At 72.6% G+C, this 19642-nt stretch carries 10 protein-coding genes; 5 read left to right on the top strand and 5 right to left on the bottom strand.

Annotation, left to right across the window (positions count from 1 at the left end):
* Window positions 1-46 precede the first annotated feature (46 nt).
* Together ACSRUE_RS25415 and ACSRUE_RS25410 are read right to left on the bottom strand one after the other, a co-directional pair.
* Complete coding sequence (locus ACSRUE_RS25415; RefSeq protein ID WP_441285851.1) at window positions 47-5044, bottom strand: nSTAND1 domain-containing NTPase; 4998 nt, start codon at window positions 5042-5044, stop codon at window positions 47-49.
* Between the two features lie 1003 nt (window positions 5045-6047).
* A complete protein-coding gene (locus tag ACSRUE_RS25410; RefSeq protein ID WP_441285850.1) occupies window positions 6048-6923 on the bottom strand; it encodes a hypothetical protein in 876 nt (291 codons plus the stop codon).
* A 186-nt stretch (window positions 6924-7109) separates the two neighbouring features.
* On the opposite strand from ACSRUE_RS25410, the gene ACSRUE_RS25405 reads away from it, so the two are divergent.
* On the top strand, window positions 7110-7301 hold the full coding sequence (locus ACSRUE_RS25405; protein WP_441285849.1) for a Uma2 family endonuclease: 192 nt from the start codon (window positions 7110-7112) through the stop codon (window positions 7299-7301).
* Window positions 7302-7359: 58 nt separating this feature from the next.
* On the opposite strand, the gene ACSRUE_RS25400 is transcribed toward ACSRUE_RS25405, so the two are convergent.
* On the bottom strand, window positions 7360-10950 hold the full coding sequence (locus ACSRUE_RS25400) for an SNF2-related protein (RefSeq protein ID WP_441285848.1): 3591 nt from the start codon (window positions 10948-10950) through the stop codon (window positions 7360-7362).
* Window positions 10951-11325: 375 nt separating this feature from the next.
* Between ACSRUE_RS25400 and ACSRUE_RS25395 the strand changes: the two genes are divergently transcribed.
* Window positions 11326-12546, top strand: coding sequence for a serine/threonine-protein kinase (locus ACSRUE_RS25395; protein ID WP_441285847.1), 1221 nt, complete (start codon window positions 11326-11328; stop codon window positions 12544-12546).
* Between the two features lie 237 nt (window positions 12547-12783).
* Here ACSRUE_RS25395 and ACSRUE_RS25390 read toward each other — a convergent pair whose 3' ends face one another.
* Complete coding sequence (locus ACSRUE_RS25390) at window positions 12784-13110, bottom strand: hypothetical protein (protein WP_441285846.1); 327 nt, start codon at window positions 13108-13110, stop codon at window positions 12784-12786.
* A gap of 718 nt (window positions 13111-13828) precedes the next feature.
* On the opposite strand from ACSRUE_RS25390, the gene ACSRUE_RS25385 reads away from it, so the two are divergent.
* The 3 genes from ACSRUE_RS25385 to ACSRUE_RS25375 all read left to right on the top strand — a co-directional run bounded on the left by ACSRUE_RS25385 (window position 13829) and on the right by ACSRUE_RS25375 (window position 17722).
* Window positions 13829-14698, top strand: coding sequence for a hypothetical protein (locus tag ACSRUE_RS25385; RefSeq protein ID WP_441285845.1), 870 nt, complete (start codon window positions 13829-13831; stop codon window positions 14696-14698).
* Window positions 14699-15291: 593 nt separating this feature from the next.
* Entirely contained in the window at window positions 15292-16788 is a 1497-nt protein-coding gene (locus ACSRUE_RS25380) for an RCC1 domain-containing protein (protein WP_441285844.1), read from the top strand.
* A gap of 193 nt (window positions 16789-16981) precedes the next feature.
* Window positions 16982-17722, top strand: coding sequence for an SGNH/GDSL hydrolase family protein (locus ACSRUE_RS25375; protein WP_441285843.1), 741 nt, complete (start codon window positions 16982-16984; stop codon window positions 17720-17722).
* Between the two features lie 12 nt (window positions 17723-17734).
* On the opposite strand, the gene ACSRUE_RS25370 is transcribed toward ACSRUE_RS25375, so the two are convergent.
* Window positions 17735-19435 (bottom strand): alpha/beta hydrolase family protein, encoded by a 1701-nt coding sequence (locus tag ACSRUE_RS25370; RefSeq protein WP_441285842.1) that lies wholly within the window; start codon window positions 19433-19435, stop codon window positions 17735-17737.
* Window positions 19436-19642 lie beyond the last annotated feature (207 nt).

Here is a 19642-nt window from a genome sequence, read left to right as displayed (position 1 = left end):
GCGCTGATTCGCGGAGGTGAGCAGGCGATCGATGGACGGAGGCTCGTCACCGGCCGGCCGTGCCGCGCAGCCGGCCCCCCGAATCCGCCTGCCCCCCCGGCGCGGCCTCACGGACCGCGGCGACCTGCCGCAGACAGGCCTCCTGGCTCGCCCGGGCGGCCGACTCGGGCACACGAAGGAGCTCGATCCTCCGCTCGACGGGCATGCAGTAGGTCGTCGCCGTCCACAGCTTCGGATCATCGACGCCGCGGAGCGGCTCGAGGTCGGTCCACACCCGCGCGACCTTGTCGTCGGACCCGGTGACGATGCGCTTGCCATCGGGGCTGTACGCCACCGCGTTGGCGGACGCATCGGACCCGCGCAGCACCAGGGGCTCGCCCGTGCCGTCGGCATTCCATATCCGCGTCGTCTTGTCGTCGGACGCGGTCACGACATACTTGCCATCAGGGCTGAACACCGCAGCGTTGACCAGGTGCTCATGACCACGCAGGACCACGGGCTTGCCTGTGCCGTCGGCGTTCCACACACGCACCGTCTTGTCCCACGACGCCGTCACGATGCGCTTGCCGTCGGGGCTGAACGCCGCCGATACCACCCAACGATCATGCCCTCGCAGGACCACGGGCTCACCCGTGCCATCGGCGTTCCACACACGCGCCGTGTTGTCATACGAGGCGGTGACGATGCGCTCGCCGTCGGGGCTGAACGCCGCCGAACGCACCCTGTCCGCGTGACCACGGAGCGTCATGGGCTCGCCAGATCCGTCGGCGTTCCACACACGCGCCGTCTTGTCGAAGGACGCCGTGACGATGCGCTCGCCGTCAGGGCTGAACGCCGCCGAGCGAACCCGGTCCGCATGACCACGGATCACCAGCGGTTCCCCCGAGCCGTCGGCGTTCCACACACGCGCCGTCTTGTCGTCGGACGCGGTGACGATGCGCTTGCCGTCAGGGCTGAACGCCGCCGAGAACACCTCCCCCTCGTGGCCACGGAGGATCACGGGCGCGCCCGCGACCTCGGCGTTCCACACCCGCGCCGTCCTGTCCCACGACGCGGTGACGATGCGCTTGCCATCCGGGCTGAACGCCGCCGAGGAGACCGAATCCTCGTGACCACGGAGGCTGAGGGGCTCACCCGTGCTCTCGGCGTTCCACACCCGCGCCGTCTTGTCATAAGACGCCGTGACGATGCGCCTGCCGTCGGCGCTGAACACCGCAGAGTAGACCCGATCCTGGTGCCCGCGCAGGATCCGGGGCTCCCCCGACCCATCGGCGTTCCACACCCGCGCCGTCTTGTCCCACGACGCCGTGACGATCCGCTCGCCATCCGGGCTGAACGCCGCAGAGTAGACGACATCCTCGTGGCCGCGCAGGATCCGGGGCTCGCCCGACCCATCGGCGTTCCACACCCGCGCCGTCTTGTCCCATGACGCCGTGACGACGCGCTTGCCATCCGGGCTGAACGCCGCCGAGTAGACGGCATCCTCGTGACCGGGCAGGATCACCGGCTCGCCCGACCCATCAGCGTTCCACACCCGCGCCGTCCGGTCGAACGACGATGTCACGATGCGCCCGCCGTCGAGGCTGAACGCCGCGAAATAGACCGGCTCCGCATGCCCCCGGAGGACGACGAGCTCGCCCGTGCCGTCCGCCTTCCACACCCGCGCCGTCCGGTCGAACGACGCCGTCACGATGCGCCCGCCATCCGGGCTGAACGCCGCCGAATAGACCCCCTCCTCGTGACCGCGGAGGACGAGCGGCTCGCCCCCACCCTCGGTGCGCCACACCCGCGCGGTCCTGTCGTCCGACGCCGTCACGATGCGCTCGCCGTCGGGACTGAACGCCACCGAGTTGATCGGCGCGTCGTGGCCACGAAGGACCAGCGGCTCGCCCGTGCCATCCGCGTTCCACACCCGCACGGCCCTGTCCGCGCAGATCGTCGCGATGCGCCTGCCGTCGGGGCTGAACGCCGCGCGGATGACGAAATCCGGGTGGGTGAGCACCACGCGCGCGACCCAGCTGTGCAGCGCCCAGCGCGCGAGGGTGGCCCACCCGCGCGGCACCTCGGGCGGCTCGACCTCCCGCAAGAGCGCCAGCACCGTCGTGGGGTCGGATTGCAGCTCGCGCGCCGCGGCCATCCGGGTGGCATTGCGCGCCAGGAGCGCGTCCGCCTGCGCGCGGATCGCCAGGTACGACACCATGACCGCGAACGCGCTGAGCGTCGCGATCACGCCCACGGCGAACTGCCGTCGCAAGCGCCGCGCGCGCTCGGCGAGCTCCACGACGGCCAGGAGATAGCGCTCCTCGCGCTTGCTCAGCCCCGCTCGCCCGTCGGCGCCCTGCGCTGCGCGCCGGCGCTCGTACCACGCCCTCGCGTCCTGGGCCGCACGGTCGCGCCAGAGCAGCCCCTCGGCCCAGCCGCTCGCCTCCCACTGCTGCGCCGAGGCGCGCAGCCGGGCCAGGAACTGCGCGTCTTGCTCGCCCTCGGCGAGCCACTGCCGGAGCTTGGGCCACCGCTCGATCAGCGACTCGTGCACCAGCTCCACCGTCGTGCCCTCGCGCTCGCCCCCGGTCTCGATCAGCAGCAGCCGCGCACCCGCCAGGTGCTGGACCACCTGCTCGATCGCCTCGCCCGCAGGCCCCCCGCGGGTCTGCGCCACCCCATGGAGCTCCTCCAGGCTGACCACCGCGCGCGTGCGCTCCGGCGTGACCAGGCGCACGAGCACCGCGCGGGCCAGCCGCTGCTCGCGCGCCGGCAGCGCCGAGAGCACCGCGTCCGCGTGCGCGGACAGGGCGCCCGCCACGCCGCCCAGCCGCTCGTAGCTGTCTCGCGTCAGCAGCCGGTGCTCGCGATCCCGCGCCTCCCACAGCTTCGCGGCCGTGAACTGCAAGAGCGGCAGCGGGCTCCGCGTGCTCTCCAGCGTGCCCAGCATGTCCTCGATCATCGCGGCCGTCTCGAAGCGATGGCCGGCCGCCTCCAGCGGCCTCGTCAGCGCGTCGCGCAGGCCGTCGCGCCCCATCGGCGGCAGCAGCGACAGACCGCGCGTCACGTCGATCACGAAATCGTGATCATCGGCCATGTGATCGAGGAAATCCGAGCGGACGGCGAGCAGCACACGCAGGGGAGATGACGCGTCGTCCGCCACGCCTTCCAGGCAGGCCACGAACGCGGCCCGCTCCTCGCGGCTGGCGCCGAGCGTGTACAGCTCCTCGAACTGATCGACGAAGAGCAGGACATGGTGCCTCGTCCCCTCGCGGCGGCAGCGCGCGCGCAGCCGAGCGCCCAGGTGCCCCGGCTGCGCGCGCAGCGTGGCGACGATCCCGTCGTGGTCGGCGAGCTCGGCCGACCCGGACCCCGCGCTGGCCGCCTCGGACTCGGCCACCTGCACGAGCACATCGACGAGCGCCGACAGCGGCCGGCGCCCCGGCCGCACGATGAACGTCTCCCACCGCTCGCTGGTGCGCTTCAACGCAGGGATCACCCCCGCGCGCACGAACGACGACTTGCCCGCCCCCGACGGCCCGACGACCGTGAGGAGCGGCTGGTAGCGCAGCCGCGTCGTCGTGGCGGCGATCTGGCGATCGCGGCCGAAGAAGCGCGCCGCGTCCGACTCCTGGAACGCGGACAGCCCGGCGAACGGGCTCTCGTCGTCGCCCAGCTCGAGCGCCTTTCGACCGGGCAGCAGCGCCTCCAGCTCGGCCAGCAGCTCCTTGGCCGAGCCGATGCGCTCGTGCTTGCGCTTCTTCAGGCAGCGATCGACAAGGTCGCCGAGCGCGCCCACGTCCGGGCGCCGCGCGCTCACGCAGGGCATGGGCAGGTCGAGCTTCACGATGTCCGCGAGCCGCGCGACCGAGAACGGGTCGAGCGGATGCGTCCCCACGAGCAGCGTGTACAGGAGGATGCCCACGGCCCAGAGGTCGCTGCGAGGATCGACGTCCCCGCCCAGCAATTGCTCGGGCGACATGTAGGCCGGCGTGCCGATGAGCCCGCTCCGGTGGCCATCGCCGTGGCCTCGCGCGAGCGTCGCCTGCGTGCCCGTGAGCGTCGACATCACCCTGGCGTCGAGCTGCTTCGCGATCCCGAAGTCGAGCACCTTGATGCTCCCTGCGTCGTCGATGAGGATGTTCTCCGGCTTCAGATCGCGGTGCACGATCCCGAGCTCGTGCGCGCAGACCAGCGCGCGGACCACGGGGATCATCAGCTCCACCACCTGGCCGGGCGACATCGGGCCCGACGGCCCTATCGCGGCGAGCGGCCCTGGCGCGCTCGGGTGCTCGCGCTGGGTCAGCCATTCGCTCAGGGTGCGGCCCTTGATGTACTCGAGCACCAGGTACGGGTGGCCGCGGATCTCGTCCACCTCGTGGATCACCACGATGTTCTCGTGACGGCAGCGCGCCGTGGCCCGCGCCTCGGCCAGGAAGCGCTCGTTTCCTTGTCCGCTGAACTCGAGCAGCAGCTTGATCGCGACGAGGCGCCCGAGCTTCGTGTCGCGGGCCAGGTACACGATCCCCATGCCGCCCCGGCCCAGCTTGCGGATGATCTCGTAATGCTTGATCGTGCCGCCGACGTCCGGCAGCCCGGAGCCCGGACCGCGCCCCGTCGGCGTCGCGCCCCCCGTCGGCGTCGCTCCCCCCACCGTGGTCGCGCCGTGCGCGTCGTGTACCGACGGCGCTGCGGCCTCGCGCGCTCGCTCCTCGGGCGTCACGCCGGCCGACGCCTCCGTGGGCGCCAGGCCGGCGAGCGCGAGCGTGGTCTCGGCCGGTTCGCCACGCTCGCCGCGCATTCCGCCCGATCCCGGCCGGTCCGGCTGTCTCTGCTCCTGGGCCTCGGCGTCGCGGCGCGGGGTCTCCTTGAGCTCGAGCGTCGCCTGCGGCAGGGTCGCGCCGAGCGCGTGCTGCTGCAGGTCGTCCTCCGAGGGCATCACCTCCCGCAGGGTGTGTCCCGGCATGAGCTCGAAGACGGTATAGAGCCACCCCTCGCCGGCGTGCCCCCAGTCGACGGGCCGGACGATCGGAGCGTGGTGGAGCCGCGTGCCAGAGCGCATCTCCCGCAGGAACCGCGAGATGGAGCGCCGGGCATGGTGTCCGCCGTCTCCATCGCGAGGCAGACGGAGAATCTGGAGCACGATCGGCCCACCGCCTCCGATGCGCCGGCCCCTGTAAACGACCGTTCGGCCGCTCGCTCGGCAGCAGGACAGGATCTCATAGCGACCCTGGAACACCGTCCCTGGCGCGAGGGTCTCGCGGCTCATCCTGGCCCCTCCGATCGCTGCCATGCCCGCGCGGCGGCTCCGGGCGAAACGTCCCCACCCCCTGTCGACACGCAACGCTCCCGAATGTCGAGCTCGTCGCGCCGCTCTGGCGAGAGAACCCGACGGCGTACCCGGACCGATGCTCAAGCAGCCAACCGTCGCTGCCTGTTGGAAGGGTCTATAGCATGCCCCCCCACATCGTCCGGTGTCGGCGCCTCGGATGCGTCAGCCTCTCTCCTTCACACCAGGGCTCCCTTCGTTGTCCTCCTATTCTTCCGCCATTTCAGGGCACTCGGGCTTGCGGCAATTCCCAGACGCCGAGCCGTGGCCCACGCGGGGAGACGGGCTGTGGCTCAGGTGACGAGCCCGCTCATCGCTCAGGCTCAGGCGAGGAGACGGGCTGTGGCCCAGGCGAGGAGACAGGCTGTGGCTCGGGCGAGGAGACAGGCTGTGGCCCAGGCGAGGAGACGGGCTGTGGCTCGGGCGAGGAGACAGGCTGTGGCTCGGGCGAGGAGACGGGCTGTGGCTCAGGCGACGGACACAGGGATCGCCCAGGCGACGCCCCCGAATCGTGGTTCAGACGAAGAACCGAGTCGTGGCGCGGACGGCCCCGCCCAGTCGGCGGGGCAAGTCGCCCTTGCAGCGCGGCCGCCTGCACGCAGCCGGGCACGTGCCGTGCGGGACGTTCCGCCGGGCCCCCCCGAGCGCGACCTTTTGCAGGATGCCGCAAGCCATTGCGGAAGAGAGCAAGCGGTTGCGTAACCGCCGCCGCGGCCTGGCGCCGCGCGGGCTCCCGTCACCCGCCACCAGCCTCGTCCTCGTCGAGCGGCACGTCCTCCTCGATCGCGTCTCCGGCGGCCGCCGTGCGCCTCACGGCCGTGAGGCCGAGCTGGATCTGCGCCTTCACCGGGAAGACCTGCCGCAGGGTCGTCGCCCAGTCGTTGAACCAGCCCCGCAGGCCCTCGATCCCCTCCCGTTGCTCCCGCCAGGCCCTCGCCAGCTCGGCCGCCGGCACCCGGGGCGGCTGCGCCTGCGCCCCGGCGCCGGCCTCGAGCCTCGCCAGCAGATCGCGCACCTCTTGCACCTTCGCCTCGGTCAGCCCGCGCGCTGCGAGCATCTTGTGGACCTTCTTCGCGTCGCCATCGCTGTTCCTGGCGAGCCCCTCGAGGCGGCGGAGGTACGTCCCGACCGACATGGTCACCGGCGACCCGAGCGGCTGCGGCTCCAGGTGCTTGAAGAACGCGGCCTCGAAGCCGTCGCGCCGCTCGCGCGGCACCACGCGGCGGATGATCGCGCGCGTGCGCGGGAACCACGTGTTCCCGAAGACGTCGACCTCCCGGAGCAGCTGGATCCGCTCGACGCCCTCGACGCCTCCGCCGCCCGCGGCCTCCACCGCGGCCTCCGCGAAGAGGTGCTCGAGCGGGCGCTGCTCGCCCGAGGCGAGCTTCAACAACCGCCACCCCTCGCGGTGCTCGTTCGCCGCGTAGCCCTCGCGACGCGCCCGCGCGATGAAGGGCGCGGCCTGGACGTTGACGAGGAACCGGAGAGCGCGACCCAGGAGATCCTGCTCGGCGGCGGTGAGCGCCAGCGGCAGGGACGCCTCGGAAGGCTCGGACGGCGCGGGCCGCGCTCCCGGGATCCAGGAAGCGCTCGCGGACTTCGCTTTCGGCATGTCGTTTCTCCTCGCTGGCGCTCGTCGACAGGCCTGGAGCGCTCAGCGGCGTCGGCCGACTGCAAGCTGCGCGCCAGCGCGGCGGACGGTGGACGGTCGCGGCGCGTTCGCCACGTTACGCCGCGATTGAACAGCCCACCACGAGGCCGCTCTCCACCCGCTCCCAGGCGAGATCGCAAGGAGAAGATGCCCGTCTACGCGCGCGAGGGCGTGCGGCACGTCTGGCTGATCGCGCCCCTCCAGCGGACCCTGGAGATCTTCACGCTCGCCGCGGACCGCAGCTGGGCATCGATCGCCGCCCACCGCGACACCGCGAGCGTCCGCGCCACGCCCTTCCAGGCCATCGAGCTCGATCTCGCCGTTCTCTGGGCGACGTAGCGCCCACCTTCGGTCCACGGAGAGCGGAAGTCGGACGGCACGAGTCAGAGATCCCGAGTCAAAGAGCGCGACTCGGAGGGCTTGAGTCCGAGAGCTCGCCGTCCCCGCCCTCGCCGCCGTCCGGCCCCCGGAGCTGCGCTGACAGCAGGCCGACGAGCTCCTGCGTCGAGAGCTTGCCGGCGGTGTCCTTGCCGCCGAGCACCTGCGCCACGAGCGAGCGCTTCTCCGCGTGCAGCGACAGCATCTTCTCCTCGATCGTCCCGAGCGCCACCAGGCGATAGATGGTGACCGGCCGCCGCTGGCCCAGGCGGTGCGCCCGGTCCGAGGCCTGATCCTCGACCGCGGGGTTCCACCAGGGGTCGAGGTGGATCACGTTGGTGGCCGCCGTGAGGTTGATGCCGAACCCCCCCGCCTTCAGCGAGATCAAGAAGAGCGGCGCCGACCCCTCCTGGAACTCGCGCACCCGCTCGGCCCGGGCCTTCCGGGGCGTCTCGCCGTCGAGGTAGACGTACGCGACGCCGCGCGCCTCGAGCGCCTCGCGCACCAGCGCGAGGTGCGACGTGAACTGGCTGAACACGAGCGCGCGCTGCCCCTCCGCGCGCAGCTCCTCGACGAGCCCGAGGAGGCGCGCGAGCTTGGACGAGTCGAGCGTCGAGCGCGCGTCGTAGAGGCGCGGGTGCGACGCGAGCAGCCGGAGGCGCGTGAGCGCCGCCAGCACCTCGACGCGCCGCTCCTGCTCGCGCCGGACCGCCCGGGGCGTCTCGAGGTCGGACAGCGCCGCGAGGCGCGCGTCCTCGTACAGCTGCCACTCGGCGCCCGAGAGCACGACCGGCACGCGCACCTCGGTGCGCGCCGGCAGCTCGGCCTCCACCTGCGCCTTGGTCCGCCGGAGGAGGAACGGGGCGAGCACGCGCGCGAGCGCGGGCCCCGCGGCAGGGTCGATCTGCCGCTCGATCGGCATGGCGTAGCGGTCGCGGAACGCGTCCCAGCCGCCCAGGAGGCCGGGGAAGACGAGCGCGAAGAGGCTCCAGAGCTCGCCGAGGTGGTTCTCGATCGGCGTGCCCGAGAGCGCGAACGTGAAGTCCGCCTGGAGCGCCCTCGCGGCGCGGAAGCGCTGGGTGGTCGCGTTCTTCAGGCTCTGCGCCTCGTCGAAGACGACGGTGGCGAAGCGCCGCGCCGCGAGGCGCGCGGCGTCGCGCACGAGCAGGCCGTAGCTGAGCACCAGCACGTCGCCCGGGCCGAGCCGCGCGAGCGCGTCGTCGCGATCGGCCTCGTCCGCGTAGAGCGTGAGGCGGAGGGAGGGCGCGAAGCGCCGCGCCTCGTCCTGCCAGTTGAAGGCCACCGAGGTGGGCGCGACGACGAGCGCCGGCCCGCGCTCGCCGCGCTCGAGCAGGACGGCGAGCGCCTGCACCGTCTTGCCGAGGCCCATGTCGTCGGCGAGCACGCCCCCCGCGCCCCAGGCCGCGAGGCGCACGAGCCAGCGGTACCCGTCGAGCTGGTAAGGGCGGAGCTCGCCCGCGAGCGCCGCCGGCGCGGCGGGGCAGAGCTCGCCGGCGGCCACGACCCGCTCGACGAGCCCCCGGAACGCGCCGTCCGCCTCGAGCGCGGCGCCGGCCCGCTCGAGCTCCCACAGCACCGCGGCGGCCGAGGGGCCCACCGACAGGCCGTGCCGGGCGTCGTGGACGTGATCGGCCAGGCGCTCGAGGTGGGCGCGCAGGGCCTCGCCCAGCTCCACGTAGGTGGTGGCCTCGACCTGCACGTAGCGCTCGTGGCGGCGCGCCGAATCGAGCAGCCGGGCCAGCTCCACGCGCTCTCCCGCGACGCTCAGGCCGCCGAGGACGCCGAACCACTCGCGCCGCTTCTCGAGGACGACCTTGAGCGCGCGGGGGCCGCCGTCGCCCACGACGCGCAGGGGCTCGCTGACCCACTCGAGCTCCGGGGGCGGCTCGCGCCGCGCGCAGGCCGCGAGCAGATCGAGCGCGCCCTGCGCGCTGGCGAAGCGATAGTGGAACGGGCGATCCTCGAACGGCTCGGCCCCGGCGAGCGGGAGCTCGGCGGCGAGCGCGGCGGCGAAGTCCTCTTCCCGGCGCAGGTCGCGCACCGCGTGCAGCGCGCGGTCGCCGCGCCGCACGTGGACGTCGCGCGCGCCCGCGCCCGGCACGAGCGGCGGGGCGTCGGCGAGCGGCCGCACGCGCAGCTCGACCTCCACCGCGCCGCGGGGCTGGGCCGTGAGCCGCAGCACCGGCAGCAGCTCCGGCGGGACCGACTCGCCCATCACGCTGCGCGGCATGGCCACGGGCACGCGCAGCGCCCACCGCGAGAGCGCGGCGAGCAGCGCGCCGTGGCTCTCGGGCGGGAAGACGTCGCCCTCGCGCGCGAGCACGTCGAGCAGCGCCCGGATCTCGGCCTTGACGTCGAGCAGCGTGAGCCGCCGCGCGCCCTTGTCCCAGTCCCAGAGGAACAGCACCTCCTCGGGCCGGGCCCGGCGCGCGCGATCGAGCAGCGCGGGGGGCAGCGCCGTGCCCTCGACGCCGGCGCTCACCCGCACGGCGCCGTGGCGCTCCTCGGCCACGACGCCCACCGGCGCGCGCTCGATGCGCACGGCCACGTCGGGCGCCTCGTCGAGGAAGAGGCGCGGGTGGCCGATGAGCGCGTCGAGCAGCGCCCGCGAGGCGAAGGCGTTGCCTTCGGGCAGGAGGGACGCGGCGCGGGCGTCCTCGGGGGAGAGCTTTCCGCCGTGCTCCAGCAGGAGGCGCTTCTTGCCGAGCCGCGCCCCGGCGCCGCGCTGCGCCTTCTTGCCCGGCCGGTGGATCCAGGGCGCGACCACGACGCCGGCCGCCTCGACGACGTCCAGCCGGAAGGAGAGCTCGACGCCGCCGCGCGCCCCCGGGCCCTCGTCGAGGGCCCTGTCGAACGCCAGCAAGGCGCGCTCCCAGGCGGGGCGGCCGAGCTCGTCGAGCGCCTGGAAAAAGGCCTCGCTCGGGGGCTGGCGGAGCCAGAGCAGCGCGGCGTCGACGGCCGCGAGCACGTGGACGCAGCCGGCCGCGCCGCAGTCGCACTCGGCGCGGAGGGCCCCGGGCGCGAGGGTCAACCGCGCCTCCGGCCTGACGAAGCCGGCGCCCGCGCGGTGCGCCTCGAAGGGCCGCGGGTCGTCGAGGCGGAAGCCGGGGAGCGCGGCGTCGAACCGCAGCGCGGCGGCCCGGAGCGCCCGCTCGGGGCGCGGGGCCGCCGCGTCCGGCACGCGCGCGCGCAGCGCGCAGAGCCGCTCGTGCGCCGACAGGGCCCGCGGCTCGTCGGGCGCCCGCAGCAGCGACGGCGCCGCCGCGCGCGCGAGCGCGGCGTCGTCGCGCTCGTCCTCCAGGAAGCGAGCCACGAGGGGCGGCAGGACGTCGCGGAGGCGCGACGGCGCGAGCCACGCGAGCGCGCCCGCGAGCGACTCGGCGCTCGCGAGGTCGATGAGGCGCCGCCGCGCGCCGAGGAGCTGCAGCTCGGGCCAGAGCGTTGGGTCGACGCGCGGCGCCACCGCCTCGAGGCTCAGCCGGGCCAGGTGCGCGACGCCGTGCTGCGCGAGCCAGGCGAGGAGGGCCGCGCGGGTCTCGAAGGGCGCCGCGGGGGCTACGGGGGGGACGGCCTGGGGGTCGCCGGGCATGACGGGCGGCGTAACGTCGTCGGTGCGAGCGCCCGGTTCAAGGGGTTCCGGCGCGCTGGCCCCCCGGGAGCGAGCGCGCTGCCGGGTGCGACGCCGCGCGGCTCGGGTTCATGTGGCTCGACCGAGGCGAGCTGCGCGAGGCGACGCGCCGGCTCTGCGCAGCGCTGCGCGCCCGGCCCGACATCCAGCGCGGCCGTACGACCTTGTGAGCGCGTATCCGCGATTGGCACGCTGCTGGAAGTGCGTTGTCCGGGATTCCCAGGGTCGCATGTTCGCGATACGCTCTCGGTATGCCCCGGTCCCTGACCCCAGCGCGTCGCCCGGAAGGGCCCCCGACGTGGCTGGGACACAGAGGCGGCACGGAGGTGTTCGATCGTGTTCCATCCTTCCTCGTTCGATTCACAACCTGACTCCCAGAGGAGAGACGGCGCGCGCGCTGCCGTCGCGCTCGCCGATCGACCGGCGGACTCCCGCCCCGCCTCGTCGCGCCGCTCCGTACGGCTGCGAGGCCGCCTCATCGACGGGCGTTACCAGGTCGATCAGCTGCTCGGGCGCGGCGCGATGGGCGAGGTCTGGCGCGCGCACGACGGCGTCCGGCGCGCCGATGTCGCGCTGAAGTTCCTCACGGTGGCCCGGGGCGGGCGGAACGTCGACGCGATCGAGCGGTTCCGCCTGGAGGCGCGGGTCGCCGCGCAGCTCGGACAGAAGACCCGCGGCGTCGTCGCCGTGCTCGACGCCGGCGAGGACCTGGCGGCGGGCCCGTACATCGTGATGGAGCACGTGCGCGGCAGGTCGCTGCGTCAGCTCTTGGAGGAGCGAGGGACGCTCTCCGCCGTCGAGCTCGCGTCGCTGCTGCGGCAGCTGGGAGAGGCGCTGTCGGCGGCGCACGGCCTCGGCGTCGTGCACCGGGACATCAAGCCGTCGAACATCCTGCTCGTCGAGGGGAGCGACGGCCATCTCTGCGCCAAGATCACCGACTTCGGGATCGCCAAGTGGGTCGGCCAGGATCGGCCGGCCGATTTCCGCCGCCGCACCGCGGACGGCGTGGTGCTGGGCACGCCGGCGTACCTGAGCCCGGAGCACACGTGTGATGGCCTGGGCGGCCCGCAGCTCGACATGTGGTCGCTCGCCGTCGTCGCGCACGAGGCATTGACCGGGCGGCAGCCCTTCCCGGGCCGCAACCTGGCCGCGGTGCTCGCGGCCATCCTGGTCAGCGGGCGCCCCCCGCTGGCCACGTTGTGCCCGGGAGCGCCGCCCGCCCTGGAGGCGTGGTTCGCGCGCGCCTTCGCCATCAGCCCGTCGGAGCGGTTCCCCAGCGTCCAGGCGATGATCGCCGCCTTCGAGGCCGCGGCGGGGGTGCCGGTGGCGCCGCCGGCAGCGCCGCGGGGGCGGCGCTGGCGCGTCGCGGCGGCCGGGGCGGCGCTGGCGCTCGGGATCGCGCTGCCCGCGGCGCTGCTCTGGGGGCAGGCCGGGAGCGACGGCGCGCGCCGCGTGGACGAGGTGGTCCGCGACGGGGCGCGCGCCGCCGCCCGGGTCGCGGACGCCGCGCAGGCGATGACGGCGCGCCTGCTGGAACGCCAGGGCACAGCGCCCTGATCGCGGATCTCGCGCCGCGTCCGTCTCGTCAGGACGCGGGCGGGGCCGTCCAGGAACCCAGGCACGCCGTCCAGGAACTCAGACGCCCCGTCCAGGAACCCAGGCACGCCGTCCAGGAACCCAGGCGCGCGGTCTGCTGCATCCGGCCAGCGGGCACGTCTTCAAGGCGCCATCTGCGCTCGCCGTGCCACAGCGCTGCGTTGTCGCTCCATCGTGCTGCGACGAGCGACCCGCGCGTCAGGGCGAGGCGCCCTCCCGACAGCGGCCCTCGGCGCACTCGAGCGGGCCCGGCACGGCGCACTCGTACTGGCAGTACGTCCCCCAGCGCTCCTTGTCCTCGATGAGCGCGCGCGCCTCCTCTTCCACATACGCTTTCTTGGCGCTGTTCACGGGCACGAAACACCCGAGCGGGCAGCCGGGCGACGCATAGACGCACTCCGAGGGGTCGTTGCACGCGTTCGACTCGGCGACGATCACCTCGAACTCCTCCTGAATCTCCTCGTCGCTCTTGGCACAGCTCGCGCAACCGAGGCCGAGGGCGAGACCGATGATGAAAAGCACCATTCCATTTGCGCGCATCGACATGCTTCACCTCCGGCAGAAGGCCGCGCGTCCCGCGCCTTCAGGGAGCGTTCGCCGCAGCGCCTCGTTCGCGTATACATCACCCCTCCCAGCCCGGGCCTCGCCAGCACGAAAGCGGCACGAGATGGCCCGCGCTCCGAACGACCCCTGTCGCCAGCGCCGCGACATGTTGTCGATGAGCACCACCAGCGGACCCGCGCCGTCGCACATGGCAGAGGAGCTCCGGGGCGGACGCTACCACATGCCTGGCCGCGCGGCAGCGTCACCACCGCCCGCGTCCCCCCGCCGGGCCGGCGCGACGGCCCCAGCTTCCCCTCATTCGCCGCGGCGAGCACGCGAGCCGCACGAATCGCCCTCCACGCATCGCTGCGTCGGCACAAGCATCCACCGCGCTCCTCTCGCTTACCTCGGTAGTCCGCTCCTCGACGGGGGCGATCGTTCCTCGAGAAGTCTTCGGCTCCTCAAGCAGCGAACCCTTGCGCAACGGCGCAATCCGTTGCGGTTCACGGCAGGGCGTTGCGCTCCCCTACTCTCCCCCTCCTCTCCGTCCTGCGCGGCAGCGCCGGGCCGCGGGCTCACCTCGCGCCGGCACACGTGTTGCCATGCCGCCACGCCGCAACGAAACCACGGCGTGCCGCCGCAGCGGCAGGCCGGATCCCACAAGACATCACAGGAGGTTTTCCCCGTGAGTGAATCACCGATGTTTTCGACCGTCGCCCTCCCCCCGGATCTCGTCGCCGACGACGTCATCGCTGTCCGAGATCAGGTGAGCGCGCGGATCGCGGCGGTGCTCCGGCCCAAGAGCGGCAAGCGCAAGGAGGGGGACGCGCCGCTGCCCAGGGGGGTCGAGCTCCTCGCGGCGCTGCCGCCGCACATCGACAGGCCGTGGAGGCGCTTCGACGCAGCCACGACAGAGCTTCAGGGGTTCCGCAGCATGCGGGCGAGCGCGCAGGCCGACCAGCGCCACGCGGCGGCGAGCGAGGCCGAGCGGAGCGCGGCGAACAGCGACAGCGACGACCGGTGGCGCGCGTTCGAGCAGTGGAACGCGGGAGCGGCCGGCCTCTCCGACGACGGGGAGGCGCCGGCGCCGTCCGAGGCGCGCTGGCTCTACGCGCAGCTCTTCCCGGCGCCCGATGGGCTTCGCTTCATCACGCGCCGGCCGAGGCTCCAGTGGACCGCGATGGTGCAGCGGATGAAGACGCTCGAGGAGGAACGCGCGCAGGCGGTGCTCGAGGGGTTCGGCGGGATCCGGCACCACCGGCAGCTCGTCGCCGCCCACGCGCGCTTCGGCGACGCGTACGGCTTCACGACCGTGGCCACCGCCAAGGAGGGCGGGCCGACCGATGGCCGGCCGCAGTGGAGCGCCGCCCGGGACGCGCTGCGGAGCCTGATCCAGAAGATCGAGAGCCACGCCGACCCGGAGATCCCGGGGAGCGAGGCGCTCGCCGCGTTCCTGCTGGCGCCCTACGTCGAGATGGTCGACGACCTCGCGAGATCCCGCCGGAGAGCCCCAGCCAAGAAGCCCGAAGCCGTCTCGGCGCCCCCGTTCGGGGCGACCGGTACGCCGTGAACCCATCCGGGTGAGCTGACTCGTCCACGCGGGAGATGAATGGCAGCCGTCTCCCGGTGGACACGCCTCCAACAAAAGATGGGTCCCCCTCATCTCCGAGGTGGACACGCCTCCAGCAAAAGATGGGTGGCGCCGTCTCCCGGTCAACACGCCTCCAACAGAAGACGGGTCGCTCCCATCTCCGGGGTGGACACGCCTCCAGCAACAGATGGCGCCCCCTGTCTCCCGGTGGACGCGCCTCCAACAAACGACGGGTCGCTCCCATCTCCGGGGTGGACACGCCTGGTAGCGCTCGTGGAGGGGCTGAGGGGCGGCTCCGGCGTGCCGGGACGCGCGGAACTCGCGCCGTACCCCGGGCCACTACCGCATCATCCAAGGACGATCGAGCCCACCGCTCGCGTCGACTCGCAGCCGGAACCTTGCCGTTCGACGGCGCCCGCAGGCTCTGCTGAGATCGCCCACGCTCAGCAGGTGCATGCCAAAACGCCCCCTGAGGCCTCCGGGAAAGCGGGGACATCGGTGATCGGTGCCCAACTGGACATCTTGTCCTCCGTGCGGTAAGGCTGTGCAAAGGACGCTGGGAGTGTAACCGGATGCTTGAGATAAAGATGAACACCCAGACGCGACCGAACTTCTGCTCCTTGCTCGTCGTCGTCGCCGCCACCCTCGCTGCGGGGGCAGGATGCACCGCTCCCGAGCGGCGTTTCTCGGACAGCGGCGCGGGTGGCGGAACGGGCGGCGGTCCGATCGATGCGCAGGGCGGCGGGGGCGACGGCGCGGCCGGCGGGGGCGGCGACGGCGCGGCCGGCGGGGGCGGCGACGGCGCGGCCGGCGGGGGCGCGGCCGGCGGTGGGAGCGGGGGCGGCGGTGGTGATCCTGGATGCCAGATCCCGCCAGACAGCCCCACGCTCGCCGACGCCGTCATGGTGGCTGCGGGCGGCAGCCATACGTGCGCGATCCGGCATGACGGCTCTCTCACCTGCTGGGGGGACAACTCGTTCGGCCAGCTGGGTGTTCCGCAGGCGATGGCGGTCTCCTCGAGCACGCCGGTGAGAGTGATTTTTCCCGCGTCGCTCGGCGCGGCGACGATCACGCAAGTCGCGCTGACCGAGCAGGCGACCTTCGCGATCGACAGCCAGCTCCGACTCTGGGCCTGGGGAAACAACGAGACCGGCCTCCTCGCGAATGGCTCCAAGGACTCGATGGCCCACGACGCCCCGGCGATCGTCAATGACGGTACGGCCCCGTTGCTCGTGCGCAAGATCGCGCCAGAGTGGTACTCGGCGTGCGCGCTCACCTCGACCAGCAGCATATACTGCTGGGGGTCCAACCTGTTCTCGAGCCTCGGGCCGGAGGCGACCGGCGAGGAGAGCCTCGTCCCGGTGAAAGCGTTCAACTTCACCGCGACGGCCGGTCCGAGGGCCATCCTCGCGCGGGGCATCGGCTCGATAGGCAGCTGCTTCTCGACCGGGGCGGCGGAAGACGGGCTGAGTTGCTGGGGCGCGATGGGCGGCGGGTATATCCTCACGAACACGCCCGCCGGCTCCGAGGGCGGCGCGAACTACAGCGCGCACACGCCGCTCATCGCGGCGGGAGCGACGCTGCCCTTCTCCGAGATCTCCTACGGCACGAACTTCGGCTGTGCGCGCGACGACGTGGGAGGCCTCTTCTGCTGGGGGACGAACAACAGCTCAGGTCAGCACGGCGCCGAGGCTCCCCCGGCCGGGACGGCGGCCGCGATCCCGGGTGTCTGGGGTCCGATGTCCACAGGCTACGTCTTCGTCTGCGCGATCGACGACCAGAGGCAGCTCCGCTGCCGTGGCAGCAACGAGCAAGGGCAGCTCGGTCGCAGCACGCCGGCGAGGGCCGATAACACGCGAATGGAACCCGTCGTGCTCGGCGACGGCACGGCCCTCGCCAAGGTCGTCGCGGTGAGCGCCGGCTTCTTCCACACGTGCGCGATCGTCGAGGGGGCGTGCGGCCCCACGGGCCCTGGCCAGGTCCTGTGCTGGGGCAGAGGCACCCTGGGTCAGCTCGGCGACGGCGCCGGGGCGAGCTCCGCGATCCCCGTCGAGGTGAAGGCGCCCTGACGGACGAGGAAACGGCTTCCCCCATGTGTCACCCAGGCTCCCGGTCCATACACTCGCGGGTGGCGCCGCAGCCAGGTTCGGACGGATAGCCCGATGCGAATCGACGATCGTCCACGCCACCCTGCCCCTTGGCTGGTCCCGTGGTCAGACCGCGAGGAGCGATTCGATGGATATCTAGATCGTCGATGAAGTGATGCTATCCTTCTTGATGCGCTCGTTCCGCCCGCTTCTCCTGCCCTTTTTGCTCCTGCTCGGCGGGATTCTCCTCGCCTTGCTTCTGCTCGGCAGCTCTCCACGGAGCGCGTTCACCGGTACCAGCGAGGATGTCGCGCCCACGCGCGGGCTCGAGGAGATCCGCTATCTGGCGCTCGGCGACTCCTTCACGGCAGGGACCGGGAACCCGCCGTCCGACGCGTTCCCCTCGCGCCTCGCCGAGCTTTGGCGCGCCCAGGGCCGCCGGGTGACCCTCAAGAACGTCGCGGTCAACGGCTACACCACCGAAGACGTGCAAGAGCGGGAGATCCCGGAGGTGGCGCCATTTCGCCCCACGCTGGTGACGCTCGCGGTGGGCGCCAACGACTACGTGCGTCGGTGGAGCGCGGACGCCTACCGTTCGCGCGTGCGGGTGCTCCTCCGAGCGATCATCGACGCTGGCGTCGCGCCGGATCGGATCGTGGCGCTCCCGCAGCCCGATTGGTCGCTCTCTCCGGCCGCCGCTTCGTTCGGAGATCCGCGGCAGATCGGCGCGGACATCGTCGCCTTCAACACCGTTCTGCGCGACGAGGCAGGAGCCGCCGGCGCGCGCTACGTGGACCTCTATCCGCTCATGCACAAGCAGGCGGAGGCGAAGATGCTCGCCAGCGACGGCCTGCACCCCTCGGCGCGCGCGCACGCCGAGTGGGCGGCGGCGCTCCACGAACAAGTGGAGCCCTGAGGCGTCGGGCCGCTACTTCGTCTCGTTCTTCTCGTGGTTCACCATGTCGAGGAGCTGCCCCGCGACGGTCTCGTCCACCCGGAGCGGCATGACCCCGAAGCTCGCTGCCACAGCGTCCTGCTCGAACAAGAAGCGCCGCAGCACCTCGCTCGGATACTCCTCGAGCGGCAGCGCGTACGCCCCGTACGGCGTGCCGTCGAGCGCCAGCGCGTGGTGCGCCCGTGCGTTGACGCCACGGAAGCTGTGGCACTTGACGCACCCTTGTTCGCCGATCAGCGCCTCGCGCACCCCGCCGGAGAGCGAGCGGAACGGCGCGAGCGGATCGCTCTCTACCCAGCGAAAGCTCGCCGCACCGAGCCCGAATGCCGCGTAGGTCTTGTTCCCCAGGTCCGCGGGCAGCGGCGTCCGGAAGTGCAGGAACGCGCCGAGCGGCCGGATCATCATGGGCATGGGCTCCTCGCCCTTGATCCACGAGTAGGCGTGCTTCAGCCGGTAGAAGTCGACGATGCGGTAGAGATTGTCCTCGTCGTCGAGCCCGACCACGATGACCGCCTGCGCCTTCTTCAGCGCCTCGCGCGAGAAGTACTGCTGCTCGCCCCGAAGGTTCGAGACCACCAGCCAGTCCCCTTCGCCCACCTCGGACTTCGGCCGCCCGGCCAGGTAGGCGAGCAGATCGATGGCCTGATACGTCTTGCCGGGCAAGGGGTAGCGCTCGAGCCCCCCCTTGCCCAAGAGGCCGCTTATCGTCTCCCGCAGCGCGGCGTCGACCGGGTAGGTGGTGATGGCCCGCGGATCCTTGCGGAGCTCCGACAGGTCGAACGGCGGCCGTGCACCCCAGCGGCGGAGCACGCCGAAGGGGTTGTCGATGGGGAGGTCCTTGAGGCCCGAGGCGACGAAGGGGAACACCAGATCGCCGACCATGTCTCCCCTTCCGCCCCAGTGCGCGATGCTGTGCGCATCGCGCCTGGGGACGACAAAGTAGTCGATGTCGCGCGCGCCCGCGTCCTGGAGCGCGCGCGCGAAGGGGCGAGCGAGGCGCGCCCAGCCGATGTCGTCCTCCCCGCCGAACAGCATCAAGAACGGCGGCGCGTCGGACCGCGCGTACGTGATGGGCGAGGACTCCCTGCGATCTTCGACCGAGCCCGCGAAGAACGCCGCGTCGGGGTGCCCCTCGAGCGCCGCCTCGCCGAGGTCGTAGGTGCCGCGCAACAGGATGACGCCATCGACGCGCCTGGGATCCATGCCGGCCCCCTCGAGGAGCCGCCGATCGAGCGCAAGGAGGGACGCCATCCACGCGCCGAGGCCGCGTCCGACGAGGACCACGCGCGTCGGGTTGCGCGCGTCGGTCACCTCTTGCAAGACCCGGGCGACGTCCGCCGCGCACGCGCGCAGCGTGTAGCCCGTGTGGATGTTGAACGAGACGGCGGCGGCGGCGACCCCGCTTCGCTGTAGGGAGTCGCCGACATTCGCGGCGAAGGCGAGTCGCTCGTCGGGCTGCGAGGGCTCGTTCCCCTGCAAGAGGACGACCAGCGGGCCGCGCTTGCTCGCGCGCGGCGGCGCGTAGAGATCGACGCTGACGTTCAGCCCATCAGGCCCCCGCCGCTGCATCCAGGCATACGTCACCGTGGCCACGGAGCGGGCTCCCGCTCCTGCGCGCCGCTTGAGGAGCTGTGTGCCGAGGACGATGAGCACGGCGAGGAGGCCGACGCCCACCCATTGTCCCGTTCGACCCAGCCATTGTCTCGTTCGACCAAGCCATTGTCCCGTTCGAATACCCAACATGGATCCGCTCTTGTGCGCGACGTCGAGCGCGTCAAGCGGCAGCGTCGTCGGTGCCATCCCAGCGACGCCGAGATGACCAGCGCAGAAGAACGCGATTTCGAGAGGGGACAGCTGCACAAGCTGGGCATCGACCGTGTG

The sequence above is a fragment of the Sorangium sp. KYC3313 genome, assembly GCF_052075895.1.
In the GTDB taxonomy this organism is placed as follows: Bacteria; Myxococcota_A; Polyangia; order Polyangiales; family Polyangiaceae; genus Sorangium; species Sorangium cellulosum_B.
Note: the sequence above shows the minus strand (reverse complement) of the source record. Positions and strands in the feature narration are given on the sequence as shown.